Annotated in this window: 24 protein-coding genes; 14 read left to right on the top strand and 10 right to left on the bottom strand. The window is 64.3% G+C overall.

Translation table 11 applies throughout. The features are described from left to right. Positions 1-37 precede the first annotated feature (37 nt). The 5 genes from MAFF_RS17470 to MAFF_RS17490 all read left to right on the top strand — a co-directional run bounded on the left by MAFF_RS17470 (position 38) and on the right by MAFF_RS17490 (position 3996). Entirely contained in the window at positions 38-496 is a 459-nt protein-coding gene (locus MAFF_RS17470; protein WP_010912262.1) for a MucR family transcriptional regulator, read from the top strand. 78 nt (positions 497-574) lie between these two features. After that, complete coding sequence (locus tag MAFF_RS17475) at positions 575-1069, top strand: hypothetical protein (RefSeq protein ID WP_044548438.1); 495 nt, start codon at positions 575-577, stop codon at positions 1067-1069. Between the two features lie 69 nt (positions 1070-1138). Then, positions 1139-2239 (top strand): aminotransferase class I/II-fold pyridoxal phosphate-dependent enzyme, encoded by a 1101-nt coding sequence (locus MAFF_RS17480; protein ID WP_044548439.1) that lies wholly within the window; start codon positions 1139-1141, stop codon positions 2237-2239. A 162-nt stretch (positions 2240-2401) separates the two neighbouring features. Next, positions 2402-3640, top strand: a complete 1239-nt coding sequence (locus MAFF_RS17485; RefSeq protein WP_010912266.1) for an MFS transporter — start codon at positions 2402-2404, stop codon at positions 3638-3640. A gap of 47 nt (positions 3641-3687) precedes the next feature. Next, entirely contained in the window at positions 3688-3996 is a 309-nt protein-coding gene (locus MAFF_RS17490; RefSeq protein ID WP_010912267.1) for an NIPSNAP family protein, read from the top strand. Positions 3997-4137: 141 nt separating this feature from the next. Here MAFF_RS17490 and MAFF_RS17495 read toward each other — a convergent pair whose 3' ends face one another. The 6 genes from MAFF_RS17495 to hemC all read right to left on the bottom strand — a co-directional run bounded on the left by MAFF_RS17495 (position 4138) and on the right by hemC (position 10239). After that, positions 4138-4854 carry a glutamine amidotransferase gene (locus MAFF_RS17495; protein WP_044548441.1) on the bottom strand — a complete coding sequence of 239 codons (717 nt, stop codon included), beginning with the start codon at positions 4852-4854 and terminating at the stop codon, positions 4138-4140. 18 nt (positions 4855-4872) lie between these two features. Continuing rightward, positions 4873-5352 carry a TerB family tellurite resistance protein gene (locus MAFF_RS17500; RefSeq protein ID WP_032932212.1) on the bottom strand — a complete coding sequence of 160 codons (480 nt, stop codon included), beginning with the start codon at positions 5350-5352 and terminating at the stop codon, positions 4873-4875. A 52-nt stretch (positions 5353-5404) separates the two neighbouring features. Then, on the bottom strand, positions 5405-7000 hold the full coding sequence (locus tag MAFF_RS17505; protein WP_010912270.1) for a heme biosynthesis protein HemY: 1596 nt from the start codon (positions 6998-7000) through the stop codon (positions 5405-5407). Positions 7001-7010: 10 nt separating this feature from the next. Next, on the bottom strand, positions 7011-8483 hold the full coding sequence (locus tag MAFF_RS17510; protein WP_044548444.1) for a COG4223 family protein: 1473 nt from the start codon (positions 8481-8483) through the stop codon (positions 7011-7013). Between the two features lie 110 nt (positions 8484-8593). Beyond that, positions 8594-9310: a uroporphyrinogen-III synthase gene (locus MAFF_RS17515; protein ID WP_010912272.1), complete on the bottom strand. Its 717-nt coding sequence runs from the start codon at positions 9308-9310 to the stop codon at positions 8594-8596. A gap of 2 nt (positions 9311-9312) precedes the next feature. After that, positions 9313-10239, bottom strand: a complete 927-nt coding sequence (hemC, locus tag MAFF_RS17520; RefSeq protein WP_010912273.1) for a hydroxymethylbilane synthase — start codon at positions 10237-10239, stop codon at positions 9313-9315. 153 nt (positions 10240-10392) lie between these two features. On the opposite strand from hemC, the gene tsaD reads away from it, so the two are divergent. From tsaD to MAFF_RS17550, 6 genes are all read left to right on the top strand, one after another. Continuing rightward, positions 10393-11481, top strand: a complete 1089-nt coding sequence (gene tsaD / locus MAFF_RS17525; protein WP_010912274.1) for a tRNA (adenosine(37)-N6)-threonylcarbamoyltransferase complex transferase subunit TsaD — start codon at positions 10393-10395, stop codon at positions 11479-11481. Further along, on the top strand, positions 11478-12509 hold the full coding sequence (locus MAFF_RS17530) for an NAD(P)H-dependent glycerol-3-phosphate dehydrogenase (RefSeq protein ID WP_010912275.1): 1032 nt from the start codon (positions 11478-11480) through the stop codon (positions 12507-12509). The genes tsaD and MAFF_RS17530 overlap by 4 nt, the downstream gene beginning before the upstream one ends. 51 nt (positions 12510-12560) lie before the next feature. Then, on the top strand, positions 12561-12857 hold the full coding sequence (locus tag MAFF_RS17535) for a YciI-like protein (protein ID WP_010912276.1): 297 nt from the start codon (positions 12561-12563) through the stop codon (positions 12855-12857). A 38-nt stretch (positions 12858-12895) separates the two neighbouring features. Then, a complete protein-coding gene (locus tag MAFF_RS17540; RefSeq protein ID WP_010912277.1) occupies positions 12896-13321 on the top strand; it encodes an EVE domain-containing protein in 426 nt (141 codons plus the stop codon). Continuing rightward, positions 13276-13974 carry a class I SAM-dependent methyltransferase gene (locus tag MAFF_RS17545; protein WP_425280333.1) on the top strand — a complete coding sequence of 233 codons (699 nt, stop codon included), beginning with the start codon at positions 13276-13278 and terminating at the stop codon, positions 13972-13974. The genes MAFF_RS17540 and MAFF_RS17545 overlap by 46 nt, the downstream gene beginning before the upstream one ends. Positions 13975-14108: 134 nt before the next feature. Further along, a complete protein-coding gene (locus MAFF_RS17550) occupies positions 14109-14525 on the top strand; it encodes a DUF1761 domain-containing protein (protein WP_044551019.1) in 417 nt (138 codons plus the stop codon). A 32-nt stretch (positions 14526-14557) separates the two neighbouring features. Here the strand turns inward: MAFF_RS17550 and gcvA are convergent, their stop codons facing one another. Continuing rightward, complete coding sequence (gcvA, locus tag MAFF_RS17555; RefSeq protein ID WP_010912280.1) at positions 14558-15490, bottom strand: transcriptional regulator GcvA; 933 nt, start codon at positions 15488-15490, stop codon at positions 14558-14560. A gap of 130 nt (positions 15491-15620) precedes the next feature. Between gcvA and MAFF_RS17560 the strand changes: the two genes are divergently transcribed. After that, the gene (locus tag MAFF_RS17560; protein ID WP_010912282.1) at positions 15621-15869 is read left to right on the top strand and encodes a hypothetical protein; all 249 of its coding nucleotides are present in this window, start codon (positions 15621-15623) and stop codon (positions 15867-15869) included. 60 nt (positions 15870-15929) lie between these two features. On the opposite strand, the gene MAFF_RS17565 is transcribed toward MAFF_RS17560, so the two are convergent. Continuing rightward, the gene (locus MAFF_RS17565) at positions 15930-16466 is read right to left on the bottom strand and encodes a L,D-transpeptidase family protein (RefSeq protein WP_193364017.1); all 537 of its coding nucleotides are present in this window, start codon (positions 16464-16466) and stop codon (positions 15930-15932) included. 144 nt (positions 16467-16610) lie between these two features. Here MAFF_RS17565 and MAFF_RS17570 point away from each other — a divergent pair, with 144 nt between their 5' ends. Together MAFF_RS17570 and MAFF_RS17575 are read left to right on the top strand one after the other, a co-directional pair. Continuing rightward, on the top strand, positions 16611-17294 hold the full coding sequence (locus MAFF_RS17570; RefSeq protein WP_010912284.1) for a response regulator transcription factor: 684 nt from the start codon (positions 16611-16613) through the stop codon (positions 17292-17294). 182 nt (positions 17295-17476) lie between these two features. Continuing rightward, positions 17477-17935, top strand: a complete 459-nt coding sequence (locus MAFF_RS17575) for a Crp/Fnr family transcriptional regulator (RefSeq protein WP_010912285.1) — start codon at positions 17477-17479, stop codon at positions 17933-17935. 190 nt (positions 17936-18125) lie between these two features. On the opposite strand, the gene MAFF_RS17580 is transcribed toward MAFF_RS17575, so the two are convergent. Together MAFF_RS17580 and MAFF_RS17585 are read right to left on the bottom strand one after the other, a co-directional pair. Next, the gene (locus MAFF_RS17580; protein ID WP_010912286.1) at positions 18126-18932 is read right to left on the bottom strand and encodes an exodeoxyribonuclease III; all 807 of its coding nucleotides are present in this window, start codon (positions 18930-18932) and stop codon (positions 18126-18128) included. A gap of 234 nt (positions 18933-19166) precedes the next feature. Continuing rightward, a complete protein-coding gene (locus MAFF_RS17585) occupies positions 19167-19847 on the bottom strand; it encodes an outer-membrane lipoprotein carrier protein LolA (RefSeq protein ID WP_032932222.1) in 681 nt (226 codons plus the stop codon). Between the last annotated feature and the right edge of the window lie 75 nt (positions 19848-19922).

Consider the following 19922-nt stretch of genomic DNA (forward strand, 5'->3'; position numbering starts at 1 on the left):
CCATTTTCAAGGCCGTGCACCATAGACGGAGGAAACATTGACCGACGATAGCAACGACGCTCGCATCGACCTTCTCGAGCTGACCGCCCACATCGTATCCGCTTACGTTGAGAAGAACCGCCTGCCCGCCTCCGGCCTGGCCGACCTCATCGCCAGCGTCGCCACCTCGATCGGCGGGCTCGGCAAGCCGGCCGTGCCGGTGGCCGCACCGCTGGTTCCCGCGGTCAACCCGAAGAAGTCGGTAACGCCGGATTTCATCATCTGCCTCGAGGACGGCAAGAAGTTCAAATCGCTGAAGCGCCATCTCGGCGTGCATTTCGGCCTGACCCCGGACGCCTATCGCGCCAAATGGGGCCTGCCGTCGGATTATCCGATGGTTGCTCCGAACTATGCGGCCTCGCGCTCGCAACTGGCGAAGTCCATCGGCCTCGGCCGCAAGGCCGTCGAAGTGGCGCCTGTCAAGGCCAAAGGCCGCAAGGCCAAGGTTTCGGCCTGAGCAGAGATCATCGAGCCAATGGCCTCGTCAGATGGTATGCCTCGGAAAAATATTCCCGCGGAGCCAGTCTGACAGGCCATGCAGTTCGAAAATGAGACCGACGAATTTTTTGCCCTCGGGCTTGAGAGATACGGTTCGCCGTACAAGGTCCTGCGCAATCGGGAACTTGGCCAGATATACGATAGGCTTTTGGCGAAATACGGAAACGTATTTGACCTCAAGCCGGTGACATGCAGGCCGGTGGACGGCATCGAGGTAGAAGCTTACAGGACAAAAGGGCATCCGTTCTTCCTTCTATTCTACGCGACGATGAAGGAACAGATCGGCGGGCCTCTGTATGTAGTAACGGAGCTACACGGCCAGGTTTCCTATCCAGACGCCATATTTGAACTTGAAGGCTCCATCCGCCTTTCATTGACGCACGCCGAAAAGGGCGGCGTGGACCATATATGCTTCAAGGCGGATCTCGAATTCCTGCTGGTTCGAGATCAGAATAATATCGTCGCCGGTTACGGAAAAGCTGCCGCCTGGGTAAGAGCTTTTCGAATGTTTTATCCCGAATTTGTCGTTTGACGGTCAAAGCGTTGACAACAGGCCTTCGCTGCTGAGATGGAGCTTAGGCTAACGTCTCCGGGGGAAGCCATGAACTACACCAGGATGGTGATCGAGAAAGAGGCGCCGGAAGAGTACGGTTACGACCGCATCCGCTACAATCTCTCCGAAAGTTCGATCGCCGACCAGAAGCTCTCCGACATCGGCCTGTCGCTGCCTGACCTCACGCTGTTCTATGGCGAGCATCGCGGCGACAAGGAATTGCGCGTGCTGATTGCGGCGCAGGACGCCGGCGTCTCGCCTGACGACGTCCTGGTCACCGCCGGTGCCGCCGGCGCGCTGTTCATCATCTCGACATCGCTGTTGTCGGCGAGCGACCATCTCGTCGTCATCAGGCCGAACTACGCCACCAACATCGAAACCCCGCGCGCGATCGGCTGCGCCATCAGCTTCGTCGACCTCGCCTTCGAGGACGGCTTTGCCATCGACGTCCAGGCCATCAAGGCGGCGATGCGGCCGAACACGAAACTGATCAGCGTTACTTGCCCGCACAACCCGACCGGCACGATGATGTCGCGCCCCGATCTCGACGCGCTGGTGGTGCTCGCGGAAAGCCGCAACTGCCTTCTGCTGGTCGACGAGACCTATCGCGACCTTTCCTATGGCAAACGCCTGCCGTCGGCGGCCTCGCTGAGCCCACGGGCGATCAGCGTCTCGTCGCTGTCCAAGGCCTTCGGCATTCCCGGCATCCGCATCGGCTGGCTGATCACCAGGGATGCGGACCTTCAGGAGACGTTCCTTGCCGCCAAGGAGCAGATCGGCATCTGCGGCAGCGTCATCGACGAAGGCATTGCGCGCGGCATGCTGCAGCGCCGGGACGCCTTCCTGGCGGCGCTGCTGCCCGAAATGGCCAAACGCCGCGACATCGTCCAGGCCTGGATCGACCGCGAGCCGCTGGTCGACTGGGTGCGGCCCGAAGGCGGTGTCGTCGGCTTCCCGCGCCTCAATGTCGAACCCGGCTTCGACCTCGACCGCTTCTATGTGAACCTGCTGGAGAACCATGGCACCTATGTCGGGCCCGGCCACTGGTTCGAGATGGAAAAACGCTTCTTCCGCGTCGGCTTCGGCTGGCCGACGGAAGCGGAGTTGCAAGGTGGGCTCGACGCCATTTCGGCAGCACTTCGGCAGTAACTTCCTTGTGCGATGGACTCAACAGGCTGAAATCCCTTGATCCAGTGCTGATTTTGGCACACATCCCGCATCGAACTTTGCTAGACGTTCCATCGGTCGGAACAGCGCCCATCCTTGGGAAGTGCCCCGCCGGCCGATGCCATCGCAACGGGGCCTTTATTCATGACATCCCTACAAACTTCACCTGAGCAGCGTTACGCTGCCTTCCGGCACAAAGCCTTCCTCAGCTACTGGACGGCGCGCTTTCTCACCACTTTCGCGACCATGGTCGTCTCCGTCGCTGTCGGCTGGCAGATGTACGACCTGACCCGCGATCCGTTCGACCTTGGCATTGTCGGCATCGTCCAGTTCCTGCCATCACTGCTCTTGGTGCTGGTCACAGGCGCTGTCGCCGACCGCTTCGGCCGCCGCCTGATCATGGCGCTGGCGGTGGTGGTGGAGGCGATCTGCGCCCTGGCGCTGCTCGCGCTGACGCTGCGCAGCATCAGCGGACCGCTGCCGATCTTCTGCGTGCTGGCCATGTTCGGCGTGGCGCGCGCCTTCTTCGGTCCGGCATCGGCCTCGCTGTTCGCCAATCTGGTGCCGCCTGAGGATTTCGCCAACGCCATCGCCTGGAACTCGTCTGCCTGGCAGACCGCGACCATCGTCGGCCCGGTCGCCGGCGGCCTGCTCTATGGCGTGTCGCCGGAGGTGGCCTATGGCACCGCCGCCGTGCTGATGCTCGCGTCCGGTCTGCTGATCTTCACCATCCCGAAGCCTGCGCAACGCACCGAGACCGAGAAGCCGACGCTGCAGAACCTGTTTGGCGGGTTCAGCTACATCTGGAGCGAGAAGATCGTGCTCGGCGCCATCTCGCTCGATCTGTTCGCCGTGCTTCTGTCCGGCGCCTCGGCGCTGCTGCCGGTCTATGCACGCGACATCCTGCAGCTTGGCCCCTGGGGCCTTGGCCTGCTGCGCTCGGCGCCAAGCATCGGGGCCATCTGCGTCGCAGTCTGGCTGGCCGGCCATCCAATGCGCAACCATGCCGGCATGATCATGCTGGCCGCCGCCGCGTCGTTCGGCGCCTTCACCGTGCTGTTCGGCCTGTCGACCATCACCTGGCTGTCTATCGCGGCACTCGTCTTCCTCGGCGCCACCGACATGTTCAGCGTGTATATCAGGGAGACGCTGATCCAGTTGTGGACGCCGGACGAGGTGCGCGGCCGCGTCAACGCCGTCAACCAGGTCTTCGTCGGCGCCTCCAACGAGGTCGGTGAATTCCGCGCCGGCACGATGGCCGCGCTGATCGGCACTGTCCCGGCTGTGGTGATCGGCGGCGTCGGCGCCATAGCGGTCGCGGGGCTATGGATGGTGCTGTTCCCGCAATTGCGCAAGGTTCGCCATCTCAACGGGCGAAACTGACGCTCGCCGATGGTCAGCAAGATACATCACCCCGCACAGGAGCTCCCATGATCACCTGTTACCTGAAATATGTCATCGACCCTTACAAGCTTGCCGAGTTTGAAGAATATGGCCGTCGCTGGATCGGTCTGGTCAATCGCCTCGGCGGAAACCATCATGGCTATTTCCTTCCGAGCGAAGGGGCGAACAATATCGCCTATGCCATGTTCAGCTTTCCGAGCCTTGCCGACTATGAGGACTATCGCAAGCGGATGGCGGCCGACCCGGAATGCCAGGATGTGTTTGAAGCGGAAAAGCGCAATCGCAGCATTCTCAGCTATGAGCGCAGCTTCATGCGGCCGGTGCTCGAACCCTAGAGCAATTCCAGGAAAAGTGTGAGCGGTTTTCCCGGGAAAAGCGCGCAGCTTTCCCTAGGGCATTGCGTCAAAACAAAGAGTTAGAGCGGTCCTCCGTCTCCATGAAACGGTGAAACGCTCTAGAGCAATTTCGCGAGAGAGCTATCGCACCGCCGGCCGCCCGAACACCATCCGCAAAAACTCGTCCAGCCAGCGCTTCAGATGCATGTCCCAGATCAGCCGGCCGCCGAGATGATCGCGGCCGGGCTGAGCGCCGGGCAATTCGAAGCGATGAGCGCCGCGCACGACCCAGCGCTGCATCATCACCCGGGTCAGTTCTCCATGGAACTGGATGCCCCAGGCATTGTCACCGTAGCGGAAGGCCTGGTTGGGATAGGTATCGGCCGTCGCCAGCAGCGTCGCGTCCCTGGGCAGGGAAAAGCCCTCGCGGTGGAACTGGTAGACCATGTCGGGCCAGTGCATCAGTTTCTTGCCGGCTTCGGTCGCCTTGAGCGGATACCAGCCGATCTCGACCAGCCCTTCGCCATGCCCCTCGACCTTGCCGCCAAGGTGGTTGACCAGCATCTGCGCGCCGAGGCAGATGCCCAGGCACGGCCGGTTTTCACGGAGCGGGATTTCCAGCCAATTGGTCTCGCGGCGGACGAACTCGTCCTCGTCATTGGCGCTCATCGGCCCGCCGAACACCACCGTGCCGGCGTGGCCATCCAGGGTTTCCGGCAAGGCGTCGCCCAGCGGCGGCCGACGGATGTCGAGCTCGAAACCCTCTTCGATGAGCATGTGGCCGACGCGTCCGGGGCTCGAATTCTCCTGATGCAGCACAATCAGGATTTTTGGCTTCGAGCTGGTTGCGCGCTGCATCGTCAGGCGAGATCCCGTCTATTCGTCGCTGGATGTTCCACGGGCTCCCGGCGCATGCGCCGCCGCCTTGCGGCGCGCCTCGATCCGGTCGTGGCGCTCGACGCCGATCAGTTCGGCGACCCGCCACACCGTATTGTCCTCTAGCTCATGCAGCTCGCCATCGGCATAGACGATCTCCCACATCAGGCCGATGAAGGCCTTGCGCCCGTCCGCGTCGAGATGGCGCTTGAGCACGCTAGTGAAGGCATAGAGGTCGATCGCCTCATTGTCGGCCCGCTCACCGGCGGCGACGAGCGCTTCGAGCTCGGCGCCGCTGATCGAATAGCTCTCGGAGAGCACCGCCTTGAACCGCTCCCACTCGACATCCTGGCGCACGCCGTCGGCGTTCATCACATGGTAGAGCAGCGCCGAGGCGGCGACGCGCGGATCGTCCGTGCTGGTTTGCGCGCCGGGCCCGGCCGGCAAATCCCTGAGAAACGACAGAACGCGTTCGAACATCAATCTATTCCCAAACGGCCCAAGGGCCAAGTCAATCACCCGAAGGCCAAAATCAAAACAGCCGGAAACGGCGCGGCGATTTTTCCGCTTCCTCGTCCGGATCGACGCCCGGATCGTCGGGCAGCCGCGTCAGTTCTTCCGCCGGCTCGACGGCCTCGGCATCGGCCGGCACCGCCGCGAACGCAGCCGCCGTCACCGGCGTGACCTGGTCTTCGCTTCTATCGGTTCCCTTGCCCGTTGTCTCGCTGCCCGCCGCGACAGGCTCGATCGCGTCGATCGGCTTCTCGCTGGCCGGTTTCGCCAGCGCCTCTATCACCGGCACCGTGGTCCCCTCGTCGCGGCTGTCGATCAACTGGCCAAGCCGCTCCATCGGCGCGCGCCATTCGAAGGCGTCGAGCCGTCCGGTGACCGGCGATACCGGCGCCCAGCGTTCCGACACGACGCCATCGGCGACCCAGGCCGGATCGCGCGGCGCCCGCACCGCCTTGGAGAGCAGCTGCCGCACCTTGCCCTGGTCGCCGGTCTCAGCCTCCTCGATGTCGGCCAAAAGCAGATAGGCGCCCTCGCGGCGGTCCATCCGGATCGCTGCCTCGGCCTCGCTGCGGGCGGTCGAGAAATCCTGCGCATCGAGCGCGGCCCGCGCCACGGTCATCGACGATTCGGCGTGGTTCTTCTTCATCTCCTGCAGCTTCTTCGCCCGGTTGAGCCGGTCGAGCACGGCGTCACCCGGACGGGCGTGGGTGTAGAGCTCCGCGATCTCCGGATGCGGTTCCGCCCTCCAGGCGGTCTCCAGGATCTTCGAGCCCTTGCGCACATCGTTCTGCTTGAACAGCGCCGCGGCGGCGGCAACGGCGGCGGGGGCGAAATCCGGCTGCAGCTTGTTGGCCTCTAGCGCCGCGGTTCTTGCCGCATTGGGATCGCTGTCGGCAAGCGACTGCGCCTTGGCGGTCAACAGCACGGCGCGGCGGCGGTTGGCGGCGTCACGCTCGATCTGCCGTGTCGATTTCTGCGCGTCGACCAGCTTCAGGGCGCCGTCCCAGTCGCCGCGCGCGGTCAATTCCTCCAGCGTCGATTCGGCCGCCCAGGCCAGCTGCGGCGCAACGGCGGCGGCTCGGCCGGCATAGTGCCGGGCGGCATTGCGGTCGCCCAGCCGTTCGGCTTCGAGATAAAGCCCGCGCAGGCCGAGCAGCCGCATTTCGGGATCGTCGAGCATGCTCTCGAATTTCTGGCGCGCCCCTTCATGGTCGCCTTCGAGCAGCGACGCCTGCGCCTCGAGCAGATGGATCAGCGGTTCCTGGTCGGAACGGATCAGCTTGGCCGCTTCCTTGGTCTTCTTGCGGGCCAGCGCGCCGTCGCCGGCGCCGGCGGCGATCATGCCGGTCGACAGCGCCTGGTAGCCGCGGTCGCGGCGGCGCACGCGGAAATAGCGCGATATGGTGTAGGGACTGTTCCACAGCGACCTGATCAGCCACCACAGGATCATCACCGCGGCGACCACGGCGACGATGGCCACCGCCGCCACCATCAGGCTGACCTGGTACTGATAGCCGTTGAAGGTGACGACCATGTCGCCGGGCCGGTCGGCCAGCCAGGCAAAGCCGAGCCCGAGCGCGAAGACGACGATGAGGAAGGCGAGCAGGCGGATCATCGTGTTGCCCTCATGCCTTCATCGCGCCGGAGATCAGCGCGTCGACCTGGGTTTCGACCTCGATGCGCGCCTTCAGTTTGCCGGCAAAGTCGGCACCGGCGGCCTTCACGGCCTCGGGCAGCGAATTGTATTCGCTGAGCGCCTTGGCATAGTCGCCCTGGCGGACCGCCACTTCCATGCGCGCCACGGTTTCCGGCGCGCCAGGCCCCTCGACGGCACCGATCGGCCGGACCTTGACCAGCGATTGGGCGCTCGACATCAGGTTCTGCAGGAAGCCGGCATTCTGGTCGGCCGGCGTGGCGGCGGCGACCATGGCATTGGCGGCGGCATCCATTTGCGAGGCGATCTCGGTGCGGGTGGGCACGCCCTTTTCGGCATAGGGCCGCAAGGTCGCGAGCTCAGGCGCGTTGGGCGAAATCGCGGCCAGCGTATCGAGTTCAGCCGAGAACGGCGCACCGCGTTCGAGCGCCGACTTCAAAGCCGACGCGGCAATGGCGAGCGCGATCTTCGGCTGTCCTGCCGCCGCCTCGACCTTGCCGGAAAGCTGCGACACCGACTGTTCCAGCGCGGCGAGCCGGCTGTCCTGGGCCTTGGCCGCCTCGCCTGTCGATTTCACCAGCGCATCGAGACCGGCCAGCTTTTCGTTGAGCGGGCCAAGATCGACCGGTGCGGCGCTGCCGGCCTTGCCAAGGGCAGCGACCGCGGTTTCGATCTGCTTGACCTTGTCGCCGAGGGCCGCAAGCCCGGCATTGTCGCCGGCGCCGCCCTTTTCGACCGCCGATTTCAGCGCCGCGATATCGGCCTTTACCTGCTCCAGCCCCGAGGAAAGCCCGACCACCTTGGCCGCTGCATCGTTGTTGCCGCCGGTTTCCTTCAGGCCGGCGATTTCGCTCTTCAGCGAAGCGATCTCGCCATTGACGCCGTCGAGCGAGACGCCGGCGCCGGAACCCGGCGCGCCGAGCAGGCCGGCAAATTGCAGGCCGCCGGCGCCGGCGAGCGCAATGACGCCCCCGATAATGCCGGCGGCGATGCCGTTGAGACCGCCACGCTTTGCTGCGGCAGGCGTCGGCGCCATCTTTTCGTCCCGCGTCTGGGTTTTTGCCTTGCTGCCATCGCTGCGCTTGGCCGACGCATCCTCGAAATTGTAGTCGGAGGCGGCACTGCGATCAGCTGGCGCATCGGAACCGGGATAGGGCATCTCCGGCTCAACGGCCTTGGCCTCAGCGGACGGCTCGGTCCCGGCCTGCCCCACGCCATCGGCATGCTCCCAGGGTTCGAGATCGGTCTGGTCGGCATGCACCGGCTCTTCCGGAGCCTCCGGCTGCGAGGCATCAGCGGCTTCCTCAGCCTTCGCCTCGTCGGTCTGGGCCGCTGCCTTGGCGGCATCCTCGTCGACGATGCGGGAAACGGCACCGGGCTCGAGATCGATGGTCACCGGCTCGCGGCGGCTTTTCGAGTGTCGCATCTTCGGCGTCTTGACCATGCCTGGGCTCCGCAAAATTCGCTTCGTCTCAACGCCTGCCGGCGCGTGATGGTTCAGAAAGGGTCTAGCACATCACCAAGCGGTGAAAAGGGGCGGTGTGATGACGCGGCTCAGGGCAGCACCCGCAAAAGCGCCAGCAGCGCCTCCCCGTCGGGTCGCGCGGCGATGCGGATTGCTTTGCCGGCGCCGCCGCCGAAGGCGGCGGCTATGCGCGCGGAAAGCGCGAAAACCTGTGTCTTTTCAAAGGCCTCTTGCAGGGCAGGCCGTTTGGTCAAGGCCTGCATCGCGGCGGCCGCCTTGGCCGAGTAGAGCAGCACCGCATCGACCGGCTGGCCGGACAGCAGCGCAAGGATAGTCCCGTCGGAATACGGCACCGGGAGCGTGTCATACGTCTCCACGGCGCGGACCCGGACGCCAGCCGCTTCCATCCGCTGTTCGAACATCGCAAACCGCACGCGTCCGCAGAGATAGGTGATTGCCTTGCCGGGCAACGCCGCCGCGATGGCGTCGGCCAGCGCCTCGGCATCGCCCGGGCCTTCAATGACGGAAGTGAACCCCCTCATGCGCGCCGCTTCGGCGGTCCTGGCGCCCACGGCATGGCAAGGCAGGGCAGCAAGCGCCGCGATGACCTCGTTCGAAGCATGGCGCACGGCGTTGGCGCTGGTAACGGCAACCGCGACGGCATCGCCGGTGACGAACCCCGCATCGGCAGGCAAAGCCACCGTTTCGGTCAAAGGCAGAACGACCGGTTGAAAGCCCGTCTCCTGAAGCCGCAGCGCTGTGCGAGAGGCGCCCGGTTCCGGCCTGGTCACCAGGACGCGAAGCATCGTCAGACCCAGCCGTCGAAGAATTTTTCCCCGGCCTTGGCCCGCACCGTCCGTGCGGCCTCATCGCCGATGCGGGCGGCATCCTGTGCTGGTCCCTGCAATTCGACCGTATGCGACTGCGTCCCGTCGGGTGAGATGATCAGGCCGGCGAAAGAGAGATTTCCGGTCTCGATAGTCGCATGGCCGGCGATCGGCGTGCGGCAGGAGCCGTCGAGCGCCGCCAGGAAGGCGCGCTCGCAGGCCAGCGCCTGCCCCGTCGGCACATCGTGGATGGCGACCAGCATCTTTTCGACGGCGCGATCACCGATGCGCGTCTCGATGCCGATCGCCCCCTGGCCGGGTGCGGGCGGAAAAATGTCGAGCGGCATCAAGTCGGTGGCGACATGCTCCAGACCCAGCCGCTTCAGCCCGGCATAGGCGAGGATGGTGCCGGCGGCGACCCCTTCGTCGAGCTTGCGCAGCCGCGTCTGCACATTGCCGCGGAACATCACCACGTCGAGATCCGGCCGCATGCGGCGGATCAGTGCCTGCCGCCTGAGCGACGACGAGCCGACCTTGGCCCCGCGCAGCAGGTCGGCGATGGTCTTTGCCGCCTTGCCGACAAAGGCGTCGCGCGCGTCCTCGCGCGGCAGGAAGGCGGAAAGCTCCAGGCCATCGGGCAATTGCGTCGGCATGTCCTTGGACGAATGCACGGCGATGTCGATCGCACCGGCGAGCAGCGCTTCCTCGATTTCCTTGGTGAACAGGCCCTTGCCGCCGGCCTCCGACAGCGGCCGGTCCTGGATGCGGTCGCCGCTGGTCGAGATGACGACGACCTCGAAGGCTTCCGCCGGCAGGCCATGCGCGGCCATCAGCCGCGCCTGCGTTTCATGCGCCTGGGCCAGCGCCAGCGGGCTGCCCCGTGTTCCGATTTTCAAGGTTGTTTGCATGGCGCGCCGTCCGTGATAACCCCCGGCCGGAGCATTTGCGACCAAGTGGAGCCACTTGGCGTCGCAGAAATGCGGCTAAGATAACCGAGGCCTTTCCGGGCCTTCTCCTAATGGGGAAAGGCTCGATAAACAATCTCTGGAGACAGCGACGAATTGATCCGCGTTCTGGGCATTGAGACGAGTTGCGACGAGACCGCCGCCAGCGTCGTGGCGCTGGAGGGCGATGCCGCGCCGAAAATCCTGTCCAACATCGTGCTTTCTCAGATCGAGGAACATGCCGCCTTCGGCGGTGTCGTGCCCGAGATCGCCGCCCGCGCCCATGTCGAGGCGCTGGACGGCATCGTCGAGGCGGCGCTGGCGGATTCGGGCACAACCCTTGCCGATATCGATGCGATCGCCGCCACCGCTGGCCCCGGCCTGGTCGGCGGGCTGATCGTCGGGCTGATGACGGCCAAGGCGATCGCCGCCGCGGCAGGCAAGCCGCTGATCGCCGTCAACCACCTTGAAGGCCATGCCTTGACGGCGCGGCTGACCGACGGGCTCGAATTTCCCTATTTGCTGCTGCTGGTCTCCGGCGGCCACACGCAGATCCTGGCGGTGCGCGGCGTCGGCGACTATCAGCGCTGGGCCACCACCATCGACGACGCGCTCGGCGAAGCCTTCGACAAGACCGCCAAGATGCTCGGCCTGCCCTATCCCGGCGGACCGAATGTCGAGAAGGCAGCACAGACGGGCAATGCCTCACGCTTTACCTTCCCTCGCCCGATGAAAGGCTCGGCGCAGCCCGACTTCTCCTTCTCCGGTTTGAAGACCGCCGTGCGCCAGGCGGCGACCGCGATCGAGCCGCTGGGCGACCAGGACGTCGCCGACATCTGCGCCTCGTTCCAGGCGGCGGTCGCCGATGCGCTGGCCGACCGCGTTTCGCGCGCGCTGGCGCGATTCAGCCAGACATTTCCCGGCACGAAAAACCCGGCTTTGGTCGTTGCCGGCGGCGTCGCCGCCAACCATACCATCAAGGCAACGCTGGAACGGCTCTGCGCCGAGGCCGGTTTCATCTTCGTCGCGCCGCCGCTCAAACTGTGCACCGACAATGCCGCGATGATCGCCTGGGCCGGCATCGAACGGCTGCGGGAAGGCATGGCGCAGGAGAACGGCTTCGATTTCGTGCCGCGCTCGCGCTGGCCGCTGGACAGCATCTCGGCGCCGATGGTCGGTTCCGGCCGGCGCGGAGCCAAGGCATGACAGGTGAAGCGGTGAGCGGCCAAGACGTCAGCAATCCCGGCAAAAGCAGCTGGCGTGTCACCGTGCTGGGCGGCGGCGCCTGGGGCACGGCGCTGGCGCTGGCCATGCTGCGCGCCGGCCATAAGGTGCGGCTGTTCGCGCGCGATCCGCAAACCGTGGCCGCGATCGGCCAAGGCCAGAATCCGCGCTATCTGCCCGGCATCGCCATTGCGCCCGGCATCGAGGCGACATCGGACATTGCGGCAGCGCTCTCCGGCGCCGATTGCGTGCTGGCGGTGACGCCGGCGCAATCGCTGCGGGCGACGCTGGCTGTGGCGAAGGACAATATGCCGGACGGCATCCCGCTTGTCCTCTGCGCCAAGGGCATCGAGCGCGACACCGGCGCCTTGCTGTCGGCAATTGTCGAGGAAATCCTGCCGCGAAATCCGGTTGCCGCACTGTCGGGCCCGAGCTTCGCCACCGATGTCGCCCGCGGCCTGCCGACGGCGGTCGTTGTCGCCGCCCGTGACGAGGCGCTAGCAGCTGACCTTGCCGCTCGCTTTTCCGCGCAAAACCTGCGTTGCTATTCAAGCGACGACCTGATCGGCGTCGAGATCGGCGGCGCCTTGAAGAATGTCTTTGCCATCGCCGCGGGCGCCGTCACCGGCGCCGGACTTGGCGCCAGTGCCCAGGCCGCCATGGTGACGCGCGGCTTCGTCGAACTGCGCCGCATCGGTGCCGCCTTCGGCGCCAGGCCCGAGACTCTGATGGGGCTTTCCGGCCTTGGCGACCTGCTGCTGACCTGCTCGTCCGCCCAATCGCGCAACTTCGCCTACGGGCTGACGCTCGGGCAAGGAAAGGCGCTTGCTGGCCTGCCGCTGGCCGAGGGCGTGCCGACGGCGGCGATCGCCGCCCGCATCGCCGTCGAGCGCGGCATCGACGCGCCGATCATCGCCGCCGTGGCGGCCATACTGGACGGCGCCATCACCATCAGCCAGGCCGTGACCGCCTTGATGACCCGGCCGCTGAAGACCGAAACCAACGATTGATCCCCCAACTTCAACCCCCCAACTTCAATCCCAACGACCAGGAGAAAGACCATGCTGTTTGCTTTTGTTTGCAAGGACAAGCCGGGAAGCCTGCAGGTGCGCCTCGACACGCGGCCCGAGCATGTCGCCTTTCTCGAAGGGCTGAATGCGGACAAGAAACTGGCCTTCGCCGGTCCGTTCCTCGATGCCGATGGCAAGCCCAATGGCAGTCTCGTGGTCGTTGAGGCGCCGGATCTGGCCGCGGCGCAGGCCTTGTCGGCCGCCGACCCCTATGCCAAGGCGGGCCTGTTCGAAAGCGTCGAAATTCGCCAGTGGAACTGGACGTTCAACAAGCCGGCGGCTAGTTAATTCCGGTTGCCCGCACCTGGATCGCACGGAGGAGAAACATGAACTACTGGCTGTTCAAATCCGAACCCTCGGTTTTCTCCTTCGAGGCGTTGAAGGCCAAGGGCAAGGCCGGCACGCAATGGGACGGCGTGCGCAACTACGCCGCCCGCAACAACATGAAGGCCATGCAGATCGGCGATCTCGGCTTCTTCTACCATTCCAATGAGGGGCTCAACATCGTCGGCATCGCCGAAGTCTGCGCGCTGGCCCACCCCGACACCACTTCGGATGATCCGCGCTGGGAATGCGTCGACATCCGCGCGGTTCGCGATGTGCCGACCCCGCCGACGCTGGAACAGGTAAAAGCCAATCCGAAGCTTGCCGACATGGCGCTGGTGCGGCTCGGCCGGCTTTCCGTGCAGCCGGTGACTCCGGCCGAATGGAAGGAAGTCTGCCGCATGGGCGGCCTGACGCCTGCTCCGTGACGGCGCTGACCCCGCACGGCGCGAAGCAATTCATCCTCGACAACACGGCACTGATGGCGCCGCCGCATGTGCCCGAGATTCGGCTGCGCCTCGCCGATGAAGCGCACGATCTTTGGCAGCGGACCGAGGACGAGCTGGTTGAGATCGGCCTGCCGCCGCCCTTCTGGGCCTTTGCCTGGGCCGGCGGCCAGGGCCTCGCCCGCTATGTCCTGGACAATCCCGACACGGTGCGGGGCAAGCGCGTGCTCGACTTCGCCTCGGGCTCCGGCCTTGTCGCCATCGCCGCCGCCAAGGCCGGCGCTGCTGAAGTAATCGCCACCGACATCGACCCGTTCTGCGCCACCGCGATCCGCCTCAACAGCGAGGCCAACGGCGTCGGGATCGACTTCCTCGGCACGGATTGCATCGGCACCGATGCGGGCTGGGACGTGGTGCTTGCCGGTGACGTTTTCTACGACAAATCCTTCGCCGACCGCCTGATGCCATGGTTTGCGACGCTCAAGGCGCGCGGTGCCGAGATCTTCGTCGGCGATCCCGGCCGGTCGTATCTGCCGAAATCGGGGCTGGAGCCGCTTGCGGTCTATGAGGTGGACGTCACGCGAGCGCTGGAGGATTCCCTGGTCAAGCGCACCACCGTCTGGCGCTTTGCTTGACGCCATCGCCGAAGCGCCTGATACAAAGTCTGGAGCAATTCCAGGAAAAGTGTGTAGCGGTTTTCCGTTCGGAATTGCGTCGCAACAAAAAAGACAGAGCATGTCGCATGGCCTGCATCTGGAGGGGGAAGCTCATGGATTTTTCAGCAGTGAACTGGCTGGCGGTCATTGCCGCCGCCGTCTTGGCCTGGTTGTTCGGCGCCGCCTGGTACATGGCGTTGAGCAAGCCGTGGCTGAGGGCCGCCAAGCTCGATCCGGCGACGATGAAGAAATCGCCGCTGCCTTTCGTCATCAGCTTCATCGCCGAACTGGTCATGGCCTACATCATGGCGCTGGTGGTCGGTGCGATGACCGGCGGTGAACCGACATTGCTCGCCGGGCTTGTCTTCGGTTTCGTGCTCTGGCTGGGGTTCATCGCCACGACGCTGTCGGTCAACCATCGCTACGAGAATTTCGGCTGGGACCTGACCCTTATAGACGGCGGCCATTGGCTGGGTGTCTTGCTGATCATCGGCGCGGTGATCGGCTGGTTCGGCGCCGCGGCAAGCTAAGGCGGCGCGTTGATCTTCGGCCCGGCAGAAGCCTACACCTTGTCCGTGCCGTGCGTCTTTGCCGCTTCCTCCAGCAGCCACTCACGAAACGCCGTGATGCGGGCGTCGTCCTTCGCGGTTTCCGGATAGACCAGGAAATAGGCGAACTCCGGCGCGACCTTGATGCCGAGTTCGAAGGGGCGCACGAGGCGCCCTTGCGACAAATCGTTGGCCACCATCGCGAAGTCGGCCAGAGCCACGGCATTGCCGTCGAGGGCCGCCTGCGTGGCATCCGTCGAGGAGCCGAAGACGAGGGTGCGGCTGTCGTCGAAATCGTCGACACCGGCCGCCTGCATCCACATGCTCCAATTCGGCCAGGTGACGCCTTGCCGCGACCAGTCGATATGCGCGAGCGTGTGCCGGAAGAGATCGCGCGGTTCGTTGAGCGGCGGCCCTGAAGCCAGCAGCGCCGGGCTGCACACCGGGATGATGATGTTGTCGAACAGCCGGTGCGCGCAAAGGCCGGCATATCTGCCGGTGCCGAACCGGATGCCGATATCGACGTCGTCGCGCTCGAAATCCCGGACATCGTAGGTAATGTCGAAACGCAACTCGATGCCTGGCCGCTGACGACGGAAATCGTCGATGCGCCGCATCAGCCATTTCGTCGCGAACTGCGCGTCGAGCGTCACTTTCAGGAGCGCCGTGCCGCGCGTCATCTTGCGGGCGCGCGACACCGCCCGGTTGAGCAGGTCGAGCGCTTCGATCGACGCCTCGTGAAGCACGTTTCCCGCTTCCGTCAGCCGCATGGTGCGGCTGGTGCGCGTGAACAGCACCAGGTCGAGCTGATCTTCGATCTCCTTGACCTGGTGGCTGACCGCGGCCGGCGTCAGCCCAAGCTCGTCGGCGGCGCGGGTGAAATTGAGGTGACGCGCCGCCGCCTCGAAGGTCCTCAGCGCGCGCGTTCCGGGCAGGAGGCGGGGCATCTGATCTCCAAATAAAACTTGATGATCTGAAAAGAACTACTCGTTTCCCGTTTGTTTTTCAATCCGGCATGATCTCGACATCGAGATACCTTCAAACCGGATTTGAAATCCGGAGAAACCGGATAAAGCCATGACCGACATTGCTCTGAAGTCCCATACCGCCCTCAAATCCCACACCGGCATCGCATTCTGGCTGCGCGCCGCGATCGACTGGCTGCGCCAGGCGCGGGTCGCCATCCGGCTTCCGCACGAATCCGTCGAGGGCCTTTCCGACAGCCAGCTGCGTGACATCGGCGCCGAGCGCCGGGATGTCGCGCAGGCGATGGACCGGGAACTCCGCGAAATCGGACTGCTGGGCACGGGTTGGCAGAAGCGATAGAAGTAAGGGAATTGGCAGTAGGGAATAGGCTTAGAAAGAGATGCCCTACTGCCTACTGCCCTATCTCACCACCCTCACCACCGTCCGATCCGACAGCAGCGGCAGCAGCCGGGCCATCGTGCGCGCGGTCACCGCCACGCAACCTTGCGTCGGCGTGAAATCCGGTCGCGCCAGGTGGAAGAAGATGGCGCTGCCGCGCCCGCGGCGGCGCGGTGCGATGTTCCAGTCGAGCACCAGGCAGGCATCGTACAGCCGGTCGTCGCGGCGCATGCGCTCATGGCTGGCACCATAAGGAATCTTGACCGGCCTGTTGTAATTGCGGTCGTCTGATACTTCGCACCAGCCGAGATCGGGCCCGATCGGCGTCATCGCCAGGCGCGTCCGGCGGCTACCGGCAAACTGATCTCCCCGGAAATAACCCGACAGGATCCGCATCGAGCCGAGCGGCGTGGCGCCATCGCCCTCGCGCTTGGCGGCCGAGATGCCGCCGCGCCCCAGCGCGCAGGCAAACACCGTTTTTCCCGCCTGCAGCAGGCCCTGGCTGGGGTGGCCGGGCCTCGCCCGCACGGTCAGCACGCGCAGCCGTTTCGGCAAAATTGCGCCGGCTGCATTGCGATCGCATTTTTTCTTGTATGATCGTGCCACGGAACAAATCACTGTGATCGGCTATTGTGTCGGCCAGCTTCCGCATAAATACGCAGCGGTCAACTGAATTTCATTTTCAAAACAACGGATTGATCCATGACTTCACGCACCATCCTAATCGTCGACGACGACGACGACCTGCGCGGCACGCTGGTCGAGCAACTCGCCCTCTACGAGGAATTCGACGTGCTGCAGGAAGCGACTGCGGCAAAAGGCGTCACCGCGGCACGCGGCGGCCTCATCGACCTGCTCATCATGGATGTCGGCCTGCCCGACATGGACGGCCGCGAGGCCGTCAAGATCCTGCGCAAAGGCGGCTACAAGGCGCCCATCATCATGCTGACCGGCCACGACACCGATTCGGACACGATTCTGGGTCTCGAGGCCGGCGCCAACGACTATGTGACCAAGCCGTTCCGCTTCGCGGTTCTGCTGGCGCGCATCCGTGCCCAGCTGCGGCAGCACGAGCAGAGCGAGGACGCCACCTTCTCGGTCGGCCCCTACACCTTCAAGCCCAGCCAGAAGCTGCTCATCGACCCGCGTGGCGGCAAGGTGCGACTGACGGAGAAGGAAGCCTCGATCATCAAATATCTCTACCGTGCCGACCAGAAGGTGGTGACCCGCGACGTGCTGCTCGAGGAAGTCTGGGGCTACAATTCCGGCGTCACCACGCACACGCTGGAAACCCATGTCTACCGGCTGCGCCAGAAGATCGAGCGCGATCCTTCCAATGCGGAAATTCTTGTGACAGAAAGCGGTGGCTACAAGCTGGTTCCTTAAACATTTCACTATCCAATGAGCAATTCCAGGAAAAGTGTGGGCGGTTTTCCGTCCGGAATTGCGAAAACTAGATGGATGGAGCGGTCTGGGCGGGACCGCTTTCGGGTGCGATCCTGTGGAGGGGATTAAGGATCGACTCGTGAAGGAGGGATTGGACTGACCGTTCGGGGACGCAGCTAGAGATGGCGTTGGATGACGACATCCGCATCCTGTCCGCCGTGAGGCTCTTCGAGGGTTTCACGCAGGAACAGCTGCGCCTGCTCGCCTTCGGCGCCGAGACCACCCTGCTGCAGGCCAACCACAAGCTTTACCGCGAGGACGACGAGGCCGATTCGGCCTATGTGGTGGTCAGCGGACGCATCGTGCTCTATCGCGAGCAGAGTGGCGAACGCATCCCGATCGGCACCGTCGGCCCCGGCACCATGCTGAGCGAACTGGCATTGATCGCCGACACCAACCGGCTGACCAGCGCGTCGGCCGAAATCGACTCGGAAGTGATCCGGCTCAGCCGCAAGATGTTCCGCCGCATCCTGGAGGAATATCCGGAAGTGGCGGTGAAGCTGCACCAGCGCATCTCCGAGGAATTCCAGGACATGATCCGCCGCATCGAGGAACTGGCGCCTCGGTTTTCGGGTAAGTGAGAGCGATTGTCGGTCGCAGGCAGGAACTACATTAGCCGCAGCCGCCCTCCACCCTTCGTCATCCTAACGCGAAGCAAGAGCGAAGCACCGTCACGCAGACCCCTTGGGCTGCGGAGCAGCTCCAGGGGTCTGCGCTCCGCTTCGCGTCGCTCCGCTATAGCATGACGAATTGGCGGGCGCTTCGGCACACCTAATCCAGATCGAACCGTGCGATGACGGGAACATGGTCCGACGGCCGCTCCCAGCCGCGCGCCGCCCGCAGGATTTCGTAGCCGGCGAAATCCTGCACCAGATTGGGCGACGACCAGACATGGTCGAGCCGCCGGCCGCGATTGGACAGCTCCCAATCCTGTGCGCGATAACTCCACCAAGTGTAGAGCTTCTGGTCCAATGGCACGTTGTGCCGCATCAGGTCGACCCAATTGCCGGCGAGCCGCATCGCCTCGAAGTTTTCGGTCTCGACCGGCGTGTGGCTGACCACGTTGAGCAATTGCTTGTGCGACCAGACGTCGTGCTCGAGCGGCGCGATGTTGAGGTCGCCGACCAGCACCGAGGCAGACACCTCTGTGTGCTCGGCGCGGATGGCGTTCATCTCGGCGACAAAGTCGAGCTTGTGCTTGAATTTCTTGTTGATTTCGGGATCGGGCTCGTCGCCACCCGCCGGAACGTAGAAATTGTGCAGCAGGATCGTCTTGCCGCCGGCGCGCACCGTCACCGACAGATGCCGGCTGTCCTCGATGTCGCAGAAGCGGCGCTTTTCGACCACCTCGATCGGCCGCCGCGCCACCGTGGCGACGCCGTGATAGCCCTTCTGGCCATGAAAGGCGATGTACTGGTAGCCAAGCCTGCGGAATGCCTTTTCGGGAAACAGCTCATCGGGCACTTTCGTTTCCTGCAAGCAGAGCACATCGGGGGCGTATTCATCGAGCAGCCGCTCGACGATCGGCATACGCAGGCGCACGGAGTTGATGTTCCAGGTGGCGATGGAAAAGGGCATTTGGCAATCCGGACAGCGTGCAGCCAGCCAGGATCGATAGGTCCTGACGGAGAAGACGCCTTTTGAGGGGTCGGTCCGGAAACTGCCAGCCGCAGGCAGCAAAGACAAGCCGGGCGCCAGTTATTGATCTCGGCGCTGCCCCCTTCATTGCCCTGCCGGGCATTTCTCCCCGTAAACGGGGAGAAAGAAGCTGGTTTCAGCGCCGCCCCCGCAAACTTGCCGTAGCGACGGGAGCTATCTTGTCTTGGTGTTCAGCTCGCGGTTCGCCGTATAGTCGATGGCAAAGGTGTCGGGCGCGAAGCTGACGCCTTCCTTGGTGTTGAAGATCATCACCGTCGTGTCCTTGCCCTGCGCGTCGGTGATCGTCCACTGGCGCAGATCATAGGTTTTCGGATCGAACATCATGGTGATGCGCGCGTTGCCGAACACCGCCTTGTCGGAAAGCTGGATGGTGGTGAGGTCGTCTTCTTCCTTGACGCTTTTGACGCGGTCGCCGGAGAGGTCGATCCGGTCATCGAGCAGCAGCTTCAGCGGCGTCTTCGACAACGGATAAAGGTCCGACGTGTTCATTTTCTTGTTGAGGATGACCACCGACTTGCCGTCGGAGATCACCTTGAAATTCGACGCCCCGTCATAGTTGAAGCGGATCTTGCCCGGCCGCTCGAGGAAGAATTTGCCACCGGTCTGCTCGCCCTTAGGGCCGAACTGCACGAATTCGCCGCTCATCGATTTGACCGAGGAAAAATGGTCGGCGATCTTCTGCGCGGCGGCGGGCACCGCCGCCTGCGCCGAGGCCAGAAGCTCGAACCCGGGCACCACGTTGAAGGCGGCCGCACCGGCAGCGACAAGGCCGAGGCCGAGGAGCTGGCGGCGGGTCGGGGCAAAATCGCTGAGCTTGGAAAGATCGTTTTTCATGTCGGTCACTCTCGTGGTGATTCCTGTATCTGTCGCTGTCCTGAACCCCCAGTTGGGCTGAAGTTTGGCGGGGCG

The sequence above is a fragment of the Mesorhizobium japonicum MAFF 303099 genome (genome assembly GCF_000009625.1).
In the GTDB taxonomy this organism is placed as follows: Bacteria; Pseudomonadota; Alphaproteobacteria; order Rhizobiales; family Rhizobiaceae; genus Mesorhizobium; species Mesorhizobium japonicum.

Excerpts from the sequence above, each read along its gene's own strand:
- MAFF_RS17495 (WP_044548441.1), bottom strand. The coding sequence starts at position 4,854 with ATGCAGCGCGCAACCAGCTCGAAGCCAAAAATCCTGATTGTGCTGCAT.
- MAFF_RS17505 (WP_010912270.1), bottom strand. The coding sequence starts at position 7,000 with ATGATCCGCCTGCTCGCCTTCCTCATCGTCGTCTTCGCGCTCGGGCTC.
- MAFF_RS17580 (WP_010912286.1), bottom strand. The coding sequence starts at position 18,932 with ATGCCCTTTTCCATCGCCACCTGGAACATCAACTCCGTGCGCCTGCGT.
- MAFF_RS17530 (WP_010912275.1), top strand. The coding sequence starts at position 11,478 with ATGACAGGTGAAGCGGTGAGCGGCCAAGACGTCAGCAATCCCGGCAAA.
- MAFF_RS17545 (WP_425280333.1), top strand. The coding sequence starts at position 13,276 with ATGGAAGGAAGTCTGCCGCATGGGCGGCCTGACGCCTGCTCCGTGACG.
- MAFF_RS17510 (WP_044548444.1), bottom strand. The coding sequence starts at position 8,483 with ATGGTCAAGACGCCGAAGATGCGACACTCGAAAAGCCGCCGCGAGCCG.
- MAFF_RS17570 (WP_010912284.1), top strand. The coding sequence starts at position 16,611 with ATGACTTCACGCACCATCCTAATCGTCGACGACGACGACGACCTGCGC.
- MAFF_RS17535 (WP_010912276.1), top strand. The coding sequence starts at position 12,561 with ATGCTGTTTGCTTTTGTTTGCAAGGACAAGCCGGGAAGCCTGCAGGTG.
- MAFF_RS17560 (WP_010912282.1), top strand. The coding sequence starts at position 15,621 with ATGACCGACATTGCTCTGAAGTCCCATACCGCCCTCAAATCCCACACC.
- MAFF_RS17475 (WP_044548438.1), top strand. The coding sequence starts at position 575 with ATGCAGTTCGAAAATGAGACCGACGAATTTTTTGCCCTCGGGCTTGAG.
- MAFF_RS17500 (WP_032932212.1), bottom strand. The coding sequence starts at position 5,352 with ATGTTCGAACGCGTTCTGTCGTTTCTCAGGGATTTGCCGGCCGGGCCC.
- MAFF_RS17515 (WP_010912272.1), bottom strand. The coding sequence starts at position 9,310 with ATGCTTCGCGTCCTGGTGACCAGGCCGGAACCGGGCGCCTCTCGCACA.
- MAFF_RS17480 (WP_044548439.1), top strand. The coding sequence starts at position 1,139 with ATGAACTACACCAGGATGGTGATCGAGAAAGAGGCGCCGGAAGAGTAC.
- MAFF_RS17550 (WP_044551019.1), top strand. The coding sequence starts at position 14,109 with ATGGATTTTTCAGCAGTGAACTGGCTGGCGGTCATTGCCGCCGCCGTC.
- hemC (WP_010912273.1), bottom strand. The coding sequence starts at position 10,239 with ATGCAAACAACCTTGAAAATCGGAACACGGGGCAGCCCGCTGGCGCTG.
- gcvA (WP_010912280.1), bottom strand. The coding sequence starts at position 15,490 with ATGCCCCGCCTCCTGCCCGGAACGCGCGCGCTGAGGACCTTCGAGGCG.
- MAFF_RS17575 (WP_010912285.1), top strand. The coding sequence starts at position 17,477 with ATGGCGTTGGATGACGACATCCGCATCCTGTCCGCCGTGAGGCTCTTC.
- MAFF_RS17485 (WP_010912266.1), top strand. The coding sequence starts at position 2,402 with ATGACATCCCTACAAACTTCACCTGAGCAGCGTTACGCTGCCTTCCGG.
- MAFF_RS17540 (WP_010912277.1), top strand. The coding sequence starts at position 12,896 with ATGAACTACTGGCTGTTCAAATCCGAACCCTCGGTTTTCTCCTTCGAG.
- MAFF_RS17585 (WP_032932222.1), bottom strand. The coding sequence starts at position 19,847 with ATGAAAAACGATCTTTCCAAGCTCAGCGATTTTGCCCCGACCCGCCGC.
- MAFF_RS17490 (WP_010912267.1), top strand. The coding sequence starts at position 3,688 with ATGATCACCTGTTACCTGAAATATGTCATCGACCCTTACAAGCTTGCC.